Raw genomic sequence first — 16,327 nt, 5'->3', positions numbered from 1 at the left:
AGAGACACGTGTATCAGCTCGCACCCAATATCGAACTGCTCTTCACGGAGGCGGGGGACTACCACGACCGCGTGCGCGCCGCCGCCGCAGCCGGGTTCGACGCCGTCGAGATGTGGGGCCCGACCGGCGTCGACGCCCCTGCCAAACCCAAGGACGTGCCGGCGCTGAAGGCCGCGCTCGAGGAGACCGGCACGGTCCTGACGGCCCAGCTGGCCGAACCGCGCACCCAGTTCATGATCCCGCCGCGGGACCACTCCGAGTTCTACCGCAAGCTCGACGAAGGCGTCGCCATCGCGCATCAGCTCGGATGCCCGCGCATCGTCGTCGGCAGCGGCACCGGGTTCGGCGGCAGCAAACGACAGACCCAGCTCGACGACCTGATCGAGATCTACCGCAAGGCGATGGCCCAGATCGACGGCTCCGGTATCACCCTCGCACTGGAGGCGGTCAACATCCGAGTCGACCACCCGGGATCGCTGCTGGATCGCACCACGGAGGCGGCGTACGTCGCGCGTGGCGTCGACTCGCCGTTCTTCGGCATCCTCTACGACCTCTACCACTCCACCGTCGAGCGTGAGGATGTCGCCGCCGAGCTAGCCAGCGCAGGCGACCTGGTGAAGTATGTGCAGATCGCCGACGCGCCGGGCCGTGGCGAGCCCGGCAGCGGGGCGATCGACTGGCCGGACGCGCTGCGCACTCTTCGGCGGTCGGGGTACGACGGTCCGATCGGCCTGGAGTACTACCCGACGAAGGAGTCCGTGGCATCCACGATGTTCATCCGCGACCTGGCGGCAGCAGCATGAGCAGGCGCTATCCGGATGTCGTCGACGTCGCCATCGTGGGAAGCGGGCCGACCGGTGCCGCCTACGCGCGCATCCTCAGCGAACGAGCACCTCGAGCATCTGTTGCGATGTTCGAGGTGGGGCCAACCGTCTCGGAACCGCCCGGGTCGCACGTGAACAACATCGAGGATGCCGCCGCCCGCGCGGCTGCTCAGCACGCCTCGCAGGGCCCCGCCGTCGACGCCGAGACCGTCGCCTCGCCCGGCGCGGTGAAGGCCGGAAGCAGGATGGCTCGTCCCGGCACGTACGTGCTGGAGAAGGGGTACGCATTCCCGGGCGAGGACGGAATGCCGGTCGCTGCGTTCTCCAGCAACGTCGGCGGTATGGGCGCGCACTGGACCGGCGCCTGCCCGCGGCCCGGCGACAGCGAGCGCATCGGATTCCTCCCCGATCTCGACGAACTGCTCGACGAAGCGGACCGGTTGCTCGGCGTGACCACGCACGCGTTCGACGGTGCGCCCTTCACCGACCTGGTTCGTGAGCGGCTGGCCGCGGCGGTGGATGACGGACGACCGCCCGAGCGTCGGGTACAGCGGATGCCTTTGGCCGTGCACCGGCGCGAGGACGGCAGGCTGGTGTGGTCGGGTTCGGACGTCGTGTTCGGCGACATCACCCGGCAGAACCCGAACTTCGCGCTCCACGATGAATCGCTCGTCACCCGCGTGCTGCTGGAGAACGGCCGCGCCGCAGGCGTGGCGGTACTGGACCGCCGCACCGGTGAAACCCACGACGTGCGAGCGCGTTTCGTCGTGGTCGCCGCCGACGCGCTGCGTACGCCGCAGGTGCTGTGGGCGTCGGGCATCCGTCCCGCCGCACTCGGTCGCATGCTGAACGACCAGTCGCAGGTTGTCTTCGCCTCCCGCATCCGCGATGCGGCAGCGCCGGCCACCCCGAACGGACCCGCCGGCCAGTCCGACGAGCACGATATCGTGGCCGGCACCCTGAGCGAGCAGAGCGGGGTCAGCTGGGTTCCGTATACCGATGCGGAGCCGTTCCACGGCCAGATCATGCAGCTGGACGCCTCGCCCGTTCCGCTGGCCGAGGACGATCCGGCGGTGCCTGGGTCGATCGTCGGCCTAGGACTGTTCACCGCAAAGGACCTGCAGTGGGACGACCGCGTCGAGTTCGCCGGCGACGAGATGGACGCCTACGGGATGCCGGCCATGCGCATCCACTACCGGCTCACCGATCGCGACCACGAGGTGCTCGACCGGGCGCGAACCGAGATCGTGCGCCTCGGGCGGGCGGTGGGGGAGCCACTCGACGAGCATCCGTTCACCATGCCGCTCGGTGCGTCGCTGCACTACCAGGGCACCGTGCGGATGGGCCAGACCGACGACGGGTGCAGCGTCTGCGGCCCGGACAGCGAGGTCTGGTCTGCGTCAGGCGTGTACGTGGCAGGCAACGGTGTGATCCCCACGGCGACAGCGTGCAACCCGACGCTCACCAGTGTGGCCCTTGCCGTGCGCGGCGCTCGCCGCATAGCGGCCGAACTCGAACGGGAGAAGCAATGAATCCCCTGACCACACAGAAGAAGGACGACAACGTGTCAGAACAAGCACCACGCAATTCAAGGAGGTCGCGATGATTCCCGATCGCATCATCGAGCAGGGCACGCTCACCACCGACGGAGCCCGCAGCAGCGTCGAAGTGCGCATTCCGTGGTACCGGGCGCTTCCCGGCTCGTGCATCTCCGAGGTGTCGCTCGCGGTCGACGGCGTTCCGGCGCCGGCGCAGTCGCTGCGCTGGGGGATGAACGGCAAGACGTTCCGCATCGACGAGCTCGCGGACAAGATCGACGAATGGTGGTTTCCGCTGGACTCGGCGGTGGTCTCCGGTGACATCCCCATCCGCGCGGATGCCGGTGAGCACCGGGTGGACGTGGAGCTGAAGCTCTACATCCCGTACATCATCATCGGCGACGACGAGGTGCTGCGCATCGAGGAGCACGACACGAAGACGATGTCCGCACGATCGACGGGGGAGGCGGCAGCATGACCGAGTCAGACACAAAGATGGGCACAGGCGCGACGAAGGGCAGCCCGATCCAGGGAGTCACGCTCTACAGCTTCACCCGAGCGTTCCACGGCCGTGAGTACGACCTCGAACAGCTGATCCGCAAGGTCGCGGCCGACGGATACGGCCCTGGTCTGGAAATCATCGGCTTCTCCAGCTTCCGCGGGTTCCCCACAATCGACGAGGAATACGCCGGCTGGTTCCGGGATCTCGTCGACGAGGTCGGGCTGGTGCCGACGTCACTGGCGATCAACGCCGACATCGGCATCCACCGGGACCGGCTGCTGAACCAGGACGAGCTCATCGAGTACATGCGCCGCCAGATCGAGGCCGCCGCGAAGCTCGGCTTCCCGATCGCGCGTGTGCAGATCTCGATCACTCCGGACTCGATGGAGGCCCTGGCCCCCGTCGCCGAGCGCTACGGTGTGACCCTTGCCCTGGAGGTGCACGCCGACCAGTACGCGTCGCATCCGCGCATCCTGGCGCTGCGCGACCGCTACGAGAAGGTCGGCTCGCCGTACCTCGGCTTCACCGCGGACTGGGGCGCGACGACGGTCGGCTTCGCGCCCTCGCTCGTGGAGGCGTACCGACGCCGAGGCGCGTCGGAGGAACTGCTCGCCAAGGTGGTGGCTCTGTGGGACGAGTTCTACCGGGCCGGCCCGCCTGCCGACCAGGCCGAGCACGGGCAGCGGTTCGGACGGTTCATCGCGCTCGGCGCGGAGAACGGCCGCCCCGACCTCGGTGTCGACTTCGGCATCAACGGCACCGGACTGTTCGGACCTGCGCGCGTGGATGACTGGCTGCAGATCATGCCGTGGATCAAGCACGTGCACGGCAAGTTCTTCGGCATCGACGAGAACGGCGAGGAGCCCTCGGTTCCGGTGCGCGACCTCATCCGTCTGCTGGTCGACAACGGCTACAACGGCGCGATCTCCAGTGAGTACGAGGGCTGGCACTGGAACCACTGGCAGTCGCCGTTCGAGATCATCGCCGGTGAACAGGCCGTGCAGCGATCTGCGGCGCAGGATGCCGGCTCCGCCATGGTGACCGATGCTGCGGATGCCCGCACCCGATTGGCGGCATGGCTGCCACGAACCGAAGGAGTGAACGCATGACCACCGATTCCATCGCAGGCACCGGCATCCGTCTGGGCACCACGCTGTACTCGATGACGAGCGAGTTCGCGGCCGGGCTGTACACACCAGAGACCCTCATCGCAGCCGTCGCGGAGAACGGCATCGGGCCCGGTGTGGAGTTCAACATCGCGCAACTGCTGCGCACGTACCCCGACGTCGACGCCGACTTCGTGAAGCTGTGGTTCGACACGCTCGAGAGGTACGAGCTCGAACCCAGCGCGGTGGGCACGAATCTCGACATGGGGCGGCGCAAGGACCGTGACATGACACCGGACGAGGAGCATGACTTTCTCGCGCGGCAGCTGAAGACCGCCCACGAGCTCGGTTTCAAGCGGGTCGTCATCCGCTCGGCAGGCAAGGAGCTGTTGCGTAGCCTGCTGCCCCTGGCGGAGAAGTACGACCAGCGGCTCGGCTACGAGATCCACGCACCACAGGGACCGAACGACGAGAAGGTGCTCGGCATCCGGGAGATGTACGACGAGCTGGGCAGCGACCGGCTCGGGTTCACTGCGGACTTCTCCTCGACCATGCACAGCCTCTCGCCGACGCTGCTGTCGCAGCTGGCCAAGATGGGCCTGGACGAGCGGCACTTCCCGGTCATGAATGAGATCTGGCACGAGCCGACGCCGATGCACGTGCGCAATCAGAAGTTCGAGGATTATCTGCGCGGCGAGGGCGTCGACCCGGTGCGGTTCGGACCGTTCACGCGCCTCGCGTTCAACATGCATGGGCTCGTGCCGCCGGAGGAGTGGCTCGACATCATGCCGCGGATCTTCCACGTGCACGCCAAGTTCTTCGACATCGATGCCAACGGCGACGAGCCGGCCATGGACATCCCGCGCATCGTGCGTCAGTTCGTGAGCGGCGGATACGAAGGCTACCTCTCCAGCGAGTGGGAGGGCCATGCGTTCTCCGACCTCGGAGAGGCCGACCCGATCGACCTGGTGAAGAAGCAGCACGCGCTGATGCGGCGCGCGATCGAAGAGAGCGTGGTGGCCGTATGACCGGCATCGAGCAGTTGAAGGCCGAGGTGGAACACCTGCGCGAACAGGTCGCTGCGGCGCAGGCGCTGGCACATAGCGCCGTAGATCGCGGACAGATCGAGAACCTGTTCAGCAGGTACATGTATCTGCACAACGCCTTCCAGGACGAGCAGATCATCCCGCTATGGGTGAAGCGGGGCACACCCGGCATTCGTGCCCGCTACACCAATGCCGGACAGTACACGGATTACGACAGCGTGATCCGCTATCACCAAGGTCGCCCTGCCCCGGTCGGCAAGCTGATCCTTCACGCCACCACCACGCCGGTGATCGAGGTCGCCGGCGACGGGGAGACCGCCAAAGGCGTCTGGCTGATGGCAGGCACCGAGTCGGGCCTGACCGATCCGAAGGTCGCCGAGGAGTTCCCCGACATGTATTCGCACGGTGAGGTGCTGGGCAAGAAAGTGTGGGCCCACTGGGTCTGGTGCAAGTACGCGATCGACTTCTTGCGCCAGGACGGCGAGTGGAAGATCTGGAAGTTCCGCTGCTATGAGCTCGCCCGCGCCCCGTTCGACGAGAACTGGGTCAGCTTCGGGCTGAAGAACCAGGGTGCGTTCGACCTCGACCTCATGTACTTCGGCGACGACGGCAAGCCCGTCTTCATGCCGCCGGCCGACGAACCAGTACCGAGCACGAACCACCCGTACAGTCCATCCACCGTTCAGAAACTGGATCCGGTGCCACCGGTTCCGCACGAGACATTCACCGACACCTTCGCGTAAGGAGCGCTCATGGCAACCCACAACTCCCTCTTTCAGGACAAGGATGTCCGGCGCCTGCCCGATGGGATCGCAGTCTCGGTCCAGATTCCCTGGTACCGCAGTCTCTGGCTCTCGGCGGTGGACAACGTCGAGGCGACCGTCGACGGCGTCGCGATCCCCAAGGAGGTGCTGCGCTTCGTGCTGAACGATCGCAGCTACACCGTCGAGGAGCTGCCCGAGCAGTGGGACACGCTCTGGTTCGTCGCGGACCGGCCGGATGTCGTCATCCCGCTCGAGCACGTGCCGGCACCGGGTGACCGGGTCACCGTCGAGATCGTGCTCACCATGCGGCTGCTGTACATGCAGATCATGCCCGGTGTCGACGGCGGTCCGGGTCGTTACGTGACGAACCGGGTGCCCGTGCAACGTGAGCTGGTTCTCGCCTGACGACTGTGTTCACGCTCACTTCCAACCTCGAACTCAACTACCCCGGGATCGACTCGGTGACGGAGCGGATCGACGCCGCTCGGGCCGCGGGTTTCGACGAGATCGAGATCTGGTCCACGTTCGACAAGGACATTCCGGAGCTCAAGGCGGCGCTCGACTCGACGGGCATGCGGCTGGTGTCACTCGTTGCCGAGCCCAGGATGGACACCGCGTGGCCAACCGCCGACCTCGATGCATTCCGCTCCGGCCTGATGCGCTCGGTCGACAACGCGCGGGAACTGAACTGCCCCTTCGTCATCCTCGACCCCGGCCTCGGCTTTCCGGGGGAGAAGAGGCGGAGCCAGCTCGACCGTCTCGTGGATGTCTACGGCGAGGCGGCGACATCGGTCCGTGGCTCGGGGGTGACCCTCGTGATGGAGGCCGTGAACACTCGTGTCGATCACCCGGGCTTGCTCATCGACAGCAACGCGGATGTCTCGGCCATCGTGCGTGCCATCGATGAGCCCTCGCTCCGCATGCTCTACGACGTCTATCACTCCGTCGCTCAGGGCGAGGGCTTCGCGGCGCAGTACGCCGCGGTCGCCGACCTCGTCCGCTACGTCCACATCGCCGACTTCCCTGGCCGAGGACAGCCGGGAACGGGTGACATCGACTGGGCCGTGGTGTTCCATGCACTCGAGGAGGGCGCCTACTCAGGATCCATTTCGCTCGAGTTCGTCCCCTCGACGGACCTGACGACGGCGGTCGCGTACATCCGCTCAGCCATGGGAGAGCACTGAGGCATGGGGTGCACTGGGGTCAGGCGGCCTTGACGCCCTCGATGGTGGGGCGCCCGGTCGCGAACCAGCGCGGGAAAGTGGACTCGAAAAGCTCCTCGATGGCCAGCTCCGCACCTCCTCGGAGGGGCTCGTTCGCATCGTTGACCGACGAGACGACGGCGAGGTCACGGGTGGCGAGGGGGAGTGAAAGCTCGTAGACGCGTTGGCGCACCTCGGCGAGGAAGATCTCGCCCGCGCCGGACATCGCGCCTCCGATCACGATCACGGCCGGGTTGAACATGTTGACCAGCGCCGCAATCGACTCGCCGACGAGCCGTGCGGATCGTTGCACGAGAGAGATGGCGAGCGCATCGCCATCGGTGGCCGCGATCGAGATCGCCTCGGGAGTGATCGGGTCGCCTCGCTTGTGCAGCGTTGCCAGCGCGCCGCTGTTCCCGTCCTCGATCGCCTGCTCTGCGTCGCGCACCATGGCCCAGCCACCGGCTTCGGCCTCCAGGCAACCGACCTTGCCGCATCGGCAGAGCACCTCGGAGTCTCGTACGCGCACGTGCCCGATGTCTCCTGCCGCGCCATTGGAGCCACGATGCAGTCGTCCGCGTGAGAGCAGACCGGCGCCGATTCCGCTGCCGACCTTGCAGTAGATGAGATCGACGGCGTCGTCCCTGCGGTGCACACGCTCGGTGAGAGCGAGCAGATTCACGTCGTTGTCCACCCAGACCGGTGCATCGAACCGCTGCTCGAAGCGACGGCGCACATTGAACCCGTTCCAGCCCGGCATGATCGGCGGCGCCACGAGGGCCCCGGTCTCGAAGTCGACAGGCCCTGGCACGCCGACGGCGACCGCCCAGACCGGGCGGCCATCGCCCGCATCCAGCAGAGTGTCGATCATCTCGATCGCGGCGTCGAGCGTCTCTGCCGGTCCGCGGGCGATCTCCCAGTCGCGATGATCTTGAGCCAGGACTTCGCCATCGAGCGAAGCGAGTCCGACGCGGATGTGCAGCGCCCCGAGCGCGCAGACGACGATGTACGCCTGGTCGGATCGGAACCGCAGGGTGCGTGGGGCGCGACCGCCCGAGGAGGGGCCGAACTCGCCGTCTTCGAGGAATCCCATCTCTATCGCGGCCTCGACCCGCTGGGTGACGACCCCGCGTCCGAGACCCGTGAGGCGCCCGATCTCCGGGCGCGTCGACGCTTCTCCGGTTCGCACCATGTTGACGATCCGAAGCAGGCTCGTCACTTCGTCGGTCTGGGCGCCGAATCGCAATGCTGACTTTCTGGCCACGCTCGATTCTGACACAAGCGCGGACTTCATCGGCATCGTTACGGCGAGACTATGGATGGAACTCGGGTTACTTAGGTCGGTTCCACGCCTATTCGCGACCTTGGTGGTTTTCGCGGCGCGTCGGTCTTCCGCGTGCGGTGGCGGTGGGTCGCCAGGTTCCGTTGGGGTCGATCCATGCGGGTGCTCGGACGTGAGGTGCCCCGTTGACCATCTTGATGGCCCATCCGCCGGTGTCGACGTGGTGATGGTGGTACCAGCAGAGCGCAACCCCGTTGCCGGTCTCCGTGGGACCGCCCTTGGAGTGTTCTTGCACGTGGTGGATTTCGCACCAGCTGCCCGGGATGCGGCACCCGGGGATCACGCACCCACGGTCGCGGGCGGCGATCGCGCGGCGTTGCTGTGGGGTGAAGCACCGTTCGGCTGACCACAACGACACGACCCGCCCATCCCGCATCAGGAGTTTTTGGATGCCGCCGGCGCAGGCGAACTGGGTGACCGCTGCCATCGGGATCGGCTCGTCCACCCCGTCTATCCACCCGGCACCACGCCCCTCCCGGAGGTCGTGTTCGTCCACGGTGACCAGGACCGTGGGGGCGGCACCACCCATCGACGCAACCTCCGCACTGCGGGCGGCCGCGTCGATCAACGACGCGAACGCGTCATGCCGCCTTTGCGGTGACGACCGGTCATCCAGATCCCCGTCACCGGGCTGATCCCCGTGAAGGAACGCTGGTTTCGACTTCGGTGACACCACCGCGGCGAGGGCTTGTTCGAGTTTCCCGGAGATCTCCGGCATCAACTCCATCCGATACCTGACAAGCCCGCCCCGGGTACCCAACCGGGTCAGGGCACGCTGCCGCATCGCCTCCTCCGCATCCGCCTCGACACCGTCCGGGTCGAGGGCGACCTTCCACACGGTGGCCTGCACCCGGGTTTGGTCTGCGGTGAATCCTTCGTGCACGGCGGAGGCGACGAGGTCGGCCTCCGCGGCGGCCCAGTCCACGGGATCGGCACGGTGCTCAATGCTGCTGAGGGTGGAGACGATGATCCGGGCAGCGTCCTCACCGAGGTCCCCGGCAGCGACGGCTTCCGCGACGGCCGGGAACTTCGGCGGCAACAACCCACCAGTAAGAGACCCGCGCACTGTGACGGCTTGCCCGAGCGCAGCACGTCGGGTCGCGGTCGCCTCGGACACCCCGGTGAGCCGTGCGGTCAACTCTGCGGGGGTGCGGCACCCGTTACGTGCGGAGAGTCGTTCCGCGCCGAGACCCTTCGGGGAGCGTTCCAGGATCTCCCCGGCACAGTGCGCACGCAATGCGTCGACCTTCCGACCGACCACCTCCACCGCCCGGGTCGCGGTCAACAACACCTCGTCGCCGAGACCGTGCACGTCCGTCGCGGGCAGCACGTCATCCAGTGCCGCGGTGAGCGCGTCGAACGCATCCGACAGTGCCGCCGTGGAGGCGGCGACCGGTGCGTTCGGGGTGTTCATGCAACCAAGTCAAGCAGCACCCACCGACATTCCGAACTGTCTCCTGACCAGGACATTCACCTGTGGACAACACCACAGAACGAGCACCTGTGGACGGAAAGAATCCGGGGCAAGAGGGCAAGAACCCAGGGCAAGAGCACGGTAGGGCGAGGCCGCCGAAGGAAAGGTGACGCGAGACGACGTTCCGTGCTGCAGTCGAGCGCGGCTATAAACGAACCCGATCCGCGGGATAGACAATATGCGGTTCCCTGATAGCGGCAGCCCGCCGATAGTGGATGCCGAGGGCAACGAATGCGCCCCGTCGGAAAGGGTCAAGGATGATCAAGCTTCTCTCCCACCTCTCGTACGTGACCATCACGACTCCGGATGTCGAGGCATCCGTCGACTTCTATGTGAACCGTGTGGGACTCACCGTCGTCGATCGCGTCGACGGTGCCGTCTACCTGCGCTGCTGGGGTGACTACTACGCTTACTCGGTCGTGGTCATTCCCGGCGACGAGCCGTCGCTCCAAACGATGGCGTGGCGTACCTCCAGTGCCGAGGCGCTCGAAGAGGCCGTACGACGCGTCGAGGCGGCCGGCATCCACGGTGAGTGGGTGGAGCCGCATAAGATCGGCCGCGCCTACCGCTTCACCGGCCCCTGGGGGCACTCGATGACGTTGCACTGGGATGTCACGAGACACGTCGCCGCGCCGGTGGAGGCATCCATCTATCCGGACCGCCCGGAGAAGCGCAGCACCGTCGCAGGAGCTCCCAGGCAACTCGACCATGTGACGATCGCGTGCAGCGACGTCGACGCCTTCGCGCAGTGGTACAACGAGGTGCTCGGCTTCCGCATCATGGCGCGCACCCTGCTCGATGAGGCGCCCCTCTCCGTCTTCTCGGTGCTCACCACGAACGAGAAATCACACGACCTCGGGGTCGTTCTCGACGGTTCCACTCGCGCTGGGCGCGTCAACCATTACGCGTTCTGGGTCGACACGCGTGAGGAGCTGCTGATGGCTGCGGACACGCTCATGGAGCACGATGTGCCGATCGAGTACGGTCCCTCGATCCACGGCATCGGCGAGCAGAACTTCCTCTATTACCGCGAGCCGTCCAGCCTGCGCATCGAGCTGAACACGGGCGGATACCGCAACTACGTCCCCGACTGGCAGCCGAACACCTGGCGTCCGTCGCAGGGATCGAACAACTTCTACCGCAACGGTGCGATGCCGATGTCGATGACCGAGTCGTTCCCACCCGCCGATGGCCCGAGCGCAACGGAAGAGGGCGTGCCCGAGGAGATCAAGGATGCCCTGCTCAATCCGTACGCGAAGCAGGGTCGCGGCTGACGGCATCCGCCATTCGCGCGACGATGAGCAGGAGGACTCCCATGAGTACGGAACGCTTGGACGCTACGTTCGCACTCGCCCGCTATCGAGAGGGCGACCGGGCGAGCCTCGGGCTCGTCGCCGGTGACCGGATCCGCCCCGTCGGACCCGCCGAGCTGGGCGCGCCAGACCTGAACGCATTCCTGACAGCGCCGGACTGGGAGCGGCTGGCGACGCTCGCTGATCGACAGGACGACGACTGGTCGGCCCTGTCGGAGAAGACGCTCACCGCACCGGTCGAGCCACGGCAGGTGCTGCAGACCGGCGCGAACTATCGGCAGCACGTGATCGAGCTGGTCGCGGCAGGACTGACACAGAACACGGAGCGCACCCCCGAGGAATCCCACGAGTTCGCGGCACGGATGATGGACGAGCGGGCAGCGCACGGCGAGCCGTACTTCTTCATCGGGCTGCCGGCATGTGTCGTTGGCGACGACGTGCCGCTCGTGCTTCCCGCGTACAGCGAGGTGCACGACTGGGAGCTCGAGCTCGCTGTCGTGATCGGTTCACCCGCGTTCCGCGTCTCGCGCGAGGAAGCGCTCGAACACGTCGCCGGGTACACCATCTGCAATGACATCACCACCCGCGACCTCGTGTTCCGCAAGGACATGAAGGAGATCGGCACCGACTGGTACCGCGCCAAGAACGCGCCCGGTTTCCTGCCGACCGGGCCGTTCCTCGTTCCGGCTCCGTTCGTCGACGCGTCCGATCTCAACGTGCGACTCGAGCTGAACGGCCAGGTGATGCAGGATGCCTCGACCAGCGACCTGCTCTTCGACATCCCCGCGCTCATCTCGGGCGCGTCGCAGACGATGCCGCTTCTGCCCGGCGACCTGCTGCTCACCGGTAGCCCCGCCGGGAACGGACAACACTGGAAGCGATTCCTGCGCGACGGGGATGTCATGACCGGCAGCATCCAAGGCCTGGGCACGCAGGTGGTGCGCTGTGTCGCCGAAGGAGCACGATGACCGAGCCGAGCGAGGACCCGGGTGACCTGGATCGCGCCGACCCGGAAACCGAGATCGCCACTCGGGCCGCCGCGTACCGCAACTGGGGTCGCTGGGGCGACGACGACCGGATCGGCACCCTGAACTTCATCGATGACGCCAAGCGCGTGCAGGCGGCGGGCCTTGTGAGGTCCGGCCGCGTCGTCTCGCTGGCGCAGTCGTTCGATATGAACGGCCCGCAGAAGGGCTGGCGGCGTCGCACGAACCCGGTGCACACCATGCTCGACACCGGGACGGATGCCGAGCGCGGATCCCAGGGGTTCCCGCACGGCATCGGCGGCGCCGACGACGTGGTCGCCATGCCTCTGCAGTGCTCGACGCAGTGGGATGGGCTCGGCCACATCTTCGACCATGGCTCGGCGTGGAACGGCCGGCGCGCGGGCGACGTCGTCACCAGCGACGGCGACCTGGTCACGGGGATGGAACACGCGGCATCCGTCGTGGTCTCCAGGGGAGTGCTTCTCGACGTCGGCCGCGTTCTCGGGCCCGAAACCGGTGAACTCGCGGACGCATACGCGATCACCGCCGCCGACCTCGACGCCACAGCGGATGCCCACGGCGTCGCGATCGAACGCGGCGACATCGTGCTGGTGCGCACCGGGCAGCTGGCCAGAGTGAGACGCGACGGCTGGGGCGACTACGCGGGAGGCGCCGCGCCGGGACTGTCGCTGACGACCGCGGGGTGGATCCATCGCTCCGAGGTCGCGGCGATCGCCACCGACACCTGGGGATTCGAGGTGCGTCCGAACGAGTTCGACGTGCCAGCGTTCCAGCCGCTGCACCAGGTGAGCATCCCGAACATCGGCCTGACGATCGGTGAGATGTGGGACTTGGAGGAGCTCGCCGATGCGTGCGCTTCCTCAGGGCGCTACGAGTTCCTTCTTTCGGCACCGCCGCTCCCGGTGACGGGCGCCGTCGGCTCGCCGATCAACCCGGTCGCTATCCTGTAGCGCCCGGGCGATACCAGACCCACGAGAACAGAGAGGTTCCGTTCATGACAGCAGTGCAGAAGGTCGCGGTCGCCGGTGCCGGCATCTCCGGCCTGGCGGCCGCGATCCGGCTCGCGAAGGCGGGCGTGCACGTCGACGTGTTCGAGTCCAAGCCCGAGCTCAGCGCGCTCGGCTCCGGCATCACGCTGCAGGGAAACGCGCTCCGGGTCTTCGATGCGCTCGGCGTCTGGGACGAGGTGCGTGCCGCAGGCTACGCGTTCGAGGGGCTCAACCTGCGCGCTCCGGGACCGGACGCGCCGATCGTCGCGCAGCTGCCCGACGTGAAGACCGGCGGCCCGGACTACCCGGCGGGTATGGGCATGTACCGGCCCGACCTGGCACGAATCCTGCTCGCCGCCGCCGAGGATGCGGGTTCCGTGCTGCACTGGGGATCGGAGGTCACCGGAGTTGCGACACCGAATGAGGATGCCGTCGCGGTGCTCGTGAACGGCGAATCCGCCGGCCAGTTCGACCTGCTCATCGGTGCCGACGGCCTGAACTCCGCCGTGCGGCGGCTCATCGGGATCGACACCACTCCGCAGCCGACGGGAATGGGCATCTGGCGCTCGTTCGTCTCACGGCCGGCGGAGGTGGAGCGCAGCGAGCTCTATTACGGCGGGCCGGTGTACATCGCCGGCTACACACCGACCGGCGAGGACACGATGTACGCGTTCCTGGTGGAACGTGCTCAGGACCGCTTCGCGGTCGACGACGAGGATGCCGTGCGCATCATGCTCGAGGAGTCGCTCGCATATCACGGACCGTGGGAGGCGATCCGCAACGACCTGGCCAAGGGGGCGCACGTCAACTACACCTGGTTCACTCAGCACCTCGTCGCCGAACCGTGGAACAGGGGCCGTGCGGTGATCATCGGCGACGCAGCGCACTCCTGCCCTCCGACCATCGCCCAGGGCGCGGCGCAGGGTCTCGAGGACGCGCTTGTGCTCACCGAGCTCCTGCAGGAACGAGAGGCCGTCGACAAGCGGCTCTGGGATGACTTTCACGCCCGACGGGTACCGCGCGCGAAGGCGGTGGTGGAGGCATCCGTGCAGCTGGGCCAGTGGCAGATCAACGGCGATCGGGACGCCGACGCCGGCGGGCTCATCTTCGGCATCGCGCAGAAGATGGCGGAACCGGCATGAGCGGGCAGCGGATGAATGGAGTCACGGATGTGCACGCGCACGTGCTGCTCCCGTCGCTTCAGGCGGAGGTGGAGCGGCGTGACCCGGACGGCGCACGTGAGGCGGCGGCGCTGGAGCTGAAGCGCAACGGTGCGGCGAGCCTGGCGGTGTCAGGTCCGATGGTGGGCGCGCGTATCCCGCGCCTCACCGACGTGAACGTGCGGCTGGAGTCGATGGACGCGCAGGGTGTGGACCGTCAGTGGGTCAGCCCGTCGCCGAGCCATTTCTACCCGTGGGCCGGCGAGCAGCTCGCGGTCTGGGTCGCGGCGGAGGCGAACCGTCTCGTCGCCGAGCACGTCTCGCAGGCATCCGACCGCCTCATCGGACTCGGCCTGGTGCCGTTGCAGCATCCGTCGCGCATCGTCGAGTGCGTGGACGACGCGGTGCTCGGCCGTGGACTCGCCGGCATCGAGCTCTCGTCTTTCGCCGCTGACGTCGAGCTCTCCGACGAGCGGCTCGAGCCGCTCTGGTCGCGAGTGGAGGAGCTGGGGGCCGTCGTCTTCCTGCACCCGTTCGGCTGCAGTCTCGACGCCCGGCTCGATCGCTACTACCTCTCCAACACGGTCGGTCAGCCCGTGGAGAACGCCGTCGCGTTGTCGCACCTGATCTTCTCGGGCGTGCTCGACCGGCATCCTGGACTCAAGATCGTGGCTGCACACGGCGGCGGATACCTGCCCACCTCGATCGGGCGCAGCGACCACGCGTGGCGCAAGCGGCCTGACGCGCACGTGTGCCAGCATGAGCCGTCGAGCTATCTGCGTCGCCTCTGGTTCGACACGGTGGTGCACGATCCGGACGTTCTCCGACACCTCGTGGAGGTCGCCGGGGCGTCGCAGGTGGTGCTGGGCAGCGACTTCCCGTTCGACATGGGGACGGAGGACCCGGTCGGGTTCGTGCGGAGCGCGTCGCTGCCGGCGGAGACCGAGCGGCGCATCCTCGCGAGCAATGCGCCAGAGCTCGTCGGCCTGCCGGTGGGCGCATGAAGATCGCGCGCTGGCAGGATGCCTCGGGTACAGCCGACGAAGGGTTCGTGATCGTTGGGAAGGCGGTGCCGTTCCCCGATGGGCTGACCGTTGCCGATGTGCTCGAACGAGGTCTCGGATTCGCCGTCGAGTTGTACGACAGTGTGGCGGATGCGCGTGGCTCGGACCTCGGATCGGTGCGGCTGCTCGCGCCGCTGAGGCCGGCCGCGATCCGCGACTTCGTCGCGTTCGAGGAGCACGTGGAGGGCGTCAGCGCATCTGTGGACGGCAAGAGCGAGGTCGTGCCGGAGTGGTATCAGGCGCCTACCTTCTACTTCACCAATCCACACACGGTGCTCGGACCAGACCAGCCGGTGACGCCGCCTATGACAGAGCGGCTCGACTTCGAGCTCGAGGTCGCCGCCGTCATCGGCGGGGTAGACGGCTCGGATGGTGCAAACCTCGACGCCGGCGCCGCGGCCCGGCAGATTTTCGGGTACACGATCATGAACGACTGGTCGGCGCGCGACTTGCAGTCCAGGGAGATGAAGGTGCGGCTCGGCCCCGCCAAGGGCAAGGACTTCGCCACGAGCCTGGGGCCGTGGATCGTCACGTCCGACGAGCTCGCGACGTATCTCGATGCTGACGGCTTCCTCGCGGTCCGCGCCGAGGCGTGGGTCAACGGCGAACTCCTCGGTGAGGACCTCGTCTCCAACATGGGGTGGCCGTTCGCCGAGCTCGTCTCGTACGCCTCGCGCAATTCGCGGGTCGTGCCCGGCGATGTTCTTGGCTCCGGAACGGTCGGCAACGGGGGATGCCTCGCCGAGCTCTGGGGGCGCGGCGGCGAACTCCTGCCGCCGCCGCTCCACGAGGGTGACGAGGTGCGCATGGTTGTGGAGGGCATCGGGGAGCTGACGTCGGTGGTCGGGCCGACGGTGCCGGCGCCCGTCGTGCAGCGGGCACGCATCCGTTCCCGCGCTCGTGAACGGGACTTCTAGCGGCTCTGCTGCATTCGAGCCCGATCCCGCGGTTGTCAATCCGCTCCGGCGCGCCTCCGTCTCGCTCTATCGTGTGCAG

General features: G+C 67.3%; 16 protein-coding genes. 14 read left to right on the top strand and 2 right to left on the bottom strand.

The genetic code is table 11. The features are described from left to right. Positions 1-8: 8 nt before the first annotated feature. The 8 genes from ACYVI5_RS06230 to ACYVI5_RS06195 all read left to right on the top strand — a co-directional run bounded on the left by ACYVI5_RS06230 (position 9) and on the right by ACYVI5_RS06195 (position 6,964). Positions 9-803 (top strand): TIM barrel protein, encoded by a 795-nt coding sequence (locus tag ACYVI5_RS06230; protein ID WP_460579428.1) that lies wholly within the window; start codon positions 9-11, stop codon positions 801-803. Further along, complete coding sequence (locus ACYVI5_RS06225; RefSeq protein WP_460579427.1) at positions 800-2,356, top strand: GMC family oxidoreductase; 1,557 nt, start codon at positions 800-802, stop codon at positions 2,354-2,356. Before ACYVI5_RS06230 ends, ACYVI5_RS06225 begins: the two co-directional genes overlap by 4 nt. Positions 2,357-2,426: 70 nt before the next feature. Then, positions 2,427-2,840, top strand: coding sequence for a C-glycoside deglycosidase beta subunit domain-containing protein (locus ACYVI5_RS06220; protein ID WP_460579426.1), 414 nt, complete (start codon positions 2,427-2,429; stop codon positions 2,838-2,840). Beyond that, on the top strand, positions 2,837-3,973 hold the full coding sequence (locus tag ACYVI5_RS06215) for a sugar phosphate isomerase/epimerase family protein (protein ID WP_460579425.1): 1,137 nt from the start codon (positions 2,837-2,839) through the stop codon (positions 3,971-3,973). Before ACYVI5_RS06220 ends, ACYVI5_RS06215 begins: the two co-directional genes overlap by 4 nt. Further along, positions 3,970-4,998 carry a sugar phosphate isomerase/epimerase family protein gene (locus ACYVI5_RS06210; protein ID WP_460579424.1) on the top strand — a complete coding sequence of 343 codons (1,029 nt, stop codon included), beginning with the start codon at positions 3,970-3,972 and terminating at the stop codon, positions 4,996-4,998. The genes ACYVI5_RS06215 and ACYVI5_RS06210 overlap by 4 nt, the downstream gene beginning before the upstream one ends. Beyond that, on the top strand, positions 4,995-5,759 hold the full coding sequence (locus ACYVI5_RS06205) for a nuclear transport factor 2 family protein (protein ID WP_460579423.1): 765 nt from the start codon (positions 4,995-4,997) through the stop codon (positions 5,757-5,759). Before ACYVI5_RS06210 ends, ACYVI5_RS06205 begins: the two co-directional genes overlap by 4 nt. A 9-nt stretch (positions 5,760-5,768) precedes the next feature. Further along, complete coding sequence (locus ACYVI5_RS06200; RefSeq protein ID WP_460579422.1) at positions 5,769-6,185, top strand: C-glycoside deglycosidase beta subunit domain-containing protein; 417 nt, start codon at positions 5,769-5,771, stop codon at positions 6,183-6,185. A 5-nt stretch (positions 6,186-6,190) separates the two neighbouring features. Continuing rightward, a complete protein-coding gene (locus ACYVI5_RS06195) occupies positions 6,191-6,964 on the top strand; it encodes a TIM barrel protein (RefSeq protein ID WP_460579421.1) in 774 nt (257 codons plus the stop codon). Positions 6,965-6,983: 19 nt separating this feature from the next. Here ACYVI5_RS06195 and ACYVI5_RS06190 read toward each other — a convergent pair whose 3' ends face one another. Together ACYVI5_RS06190 and ACYVI5_RS06185 are read right to left on the bottom strand one after the other, a co-directional pair. After that, positions 6,984-8,246 (bottom strand): ROK family protein, encoded by a 1,263-nt coding sequence (locus ACYVI5_RS06190; RefSeq protein WP_460579420.1) that lies wholly within the window; start codon positions 8,244-8,246, stop codon positions 6,984-6,986. Positions 8,247-8,334: 88 nt separating this feature from the next. Beyond that, the gene (locus ACYVI5_RS06185) at positions 8,335-9,738 is read right to left on the bottom strand and encodes an HNH endonuclease signature motif containing protein (RefSeq protein ID WP_460579419.1); all 1,404 of its coding nucleotides are present in this window, start codon (positions 9,736-9,738) and stop codon (positions 8,335-8,337) included. Positions 9,739-10,055: 317 nt separating this feature from the next. On the opposite strand from ACYVI5_RS06185, the gene ACYVI5_RS06180 reads away from it, so the two are divergent. Genes ACYVI5_RS06180 through ACYVI5_RS06155 form a run of 6 tightly spaced genes read left to right on the top strand, consistent with a single transcriptional unit; the run spans position 10,056 to position 16,248 of the window. Then, complete coding sequence (locus tag ACYVI5_RS06180; protein ID WP_460579418.1) at positions 10,056-11,072, top strand: VOC family protein; 1,017 nt, start codon at positions 10,056-10,058, stop codon at positions 11,070-11,072. A gap of 41 nt (positions 11,073-11,113) precedes the next feature. Beyond that, entirely contained in the window at positions 11,114-12,079 is a 966-nt protein-coding gene (locus ACYVI5_RS06175; protein WP_460579417.1) for a fumarylacetoacetate hydrolase family protein, read from the top strand. Then, complete coding sequence (locus ACYVI5_RS06170) at positions 12,076-13,068, top strand: cyclase family protein (RefSeq protein ID WP_460579416.1); 993 nt, start codon at positions 12,076-12,078, stop codon at positions 13,066-13,068. Before ACYVI5_RS06175 ends, ACYVI5_RS06170 begins: the two co-directional genes overlap by 4 nt. Before the next feature lie 44 nt (positions 13,069-13,112). Beyond that, a complete protein-coding gene (locus ACYVI5_RS06165; protein WP_460579415.1) occupies positions 13,113-14,249 on the top strand; it encodes a Rossmann-fold NAD(P)-binding domain-containing protein in 1,137 nt (378 codons plus the stop codon). Further along, positions 14,246-15,271 (top strand): amidohydrolase family protein, encoded by a 1,026-nt coding sequence (locus ACYVI5_RS06160; RefSeq protein WP_460579414.1) that lies wholly within the window; start codon positions 14,246-14,248, stop codon positions 15,269-15,271. The genes ACYVI5_RS06165 and ACYVI5_RS06160 overlap by 4 nt, the downstream gene beginning before the upstream one ends. Next, complete coding sequence (locus ACYVI5_RS06155) at positions 15,268-16,248, top strand: fumarylacetoacetate hydrolase family protein (RefSeq protein WP_460579413.1); 981 nt, start codon at positions 15,268-15,270, stop codon at positions 16,246-16,248. The genes ACYVI5_RS06160 and ACYVI5_RS06155 overlap by 4 nt, the downstream gene beginning before the upstream one ends. Positions 16,249-16,327: the final 79 nt, after the last annotated feature.

This window comes from Humibacter ginsengisoli, assembly GCF_054780095.1.
The sequence above is the reverse complement of the archived record's forward strand: the minus strand, read 5'-3'. Positions and strand labels throughout refer to the sequence as shown.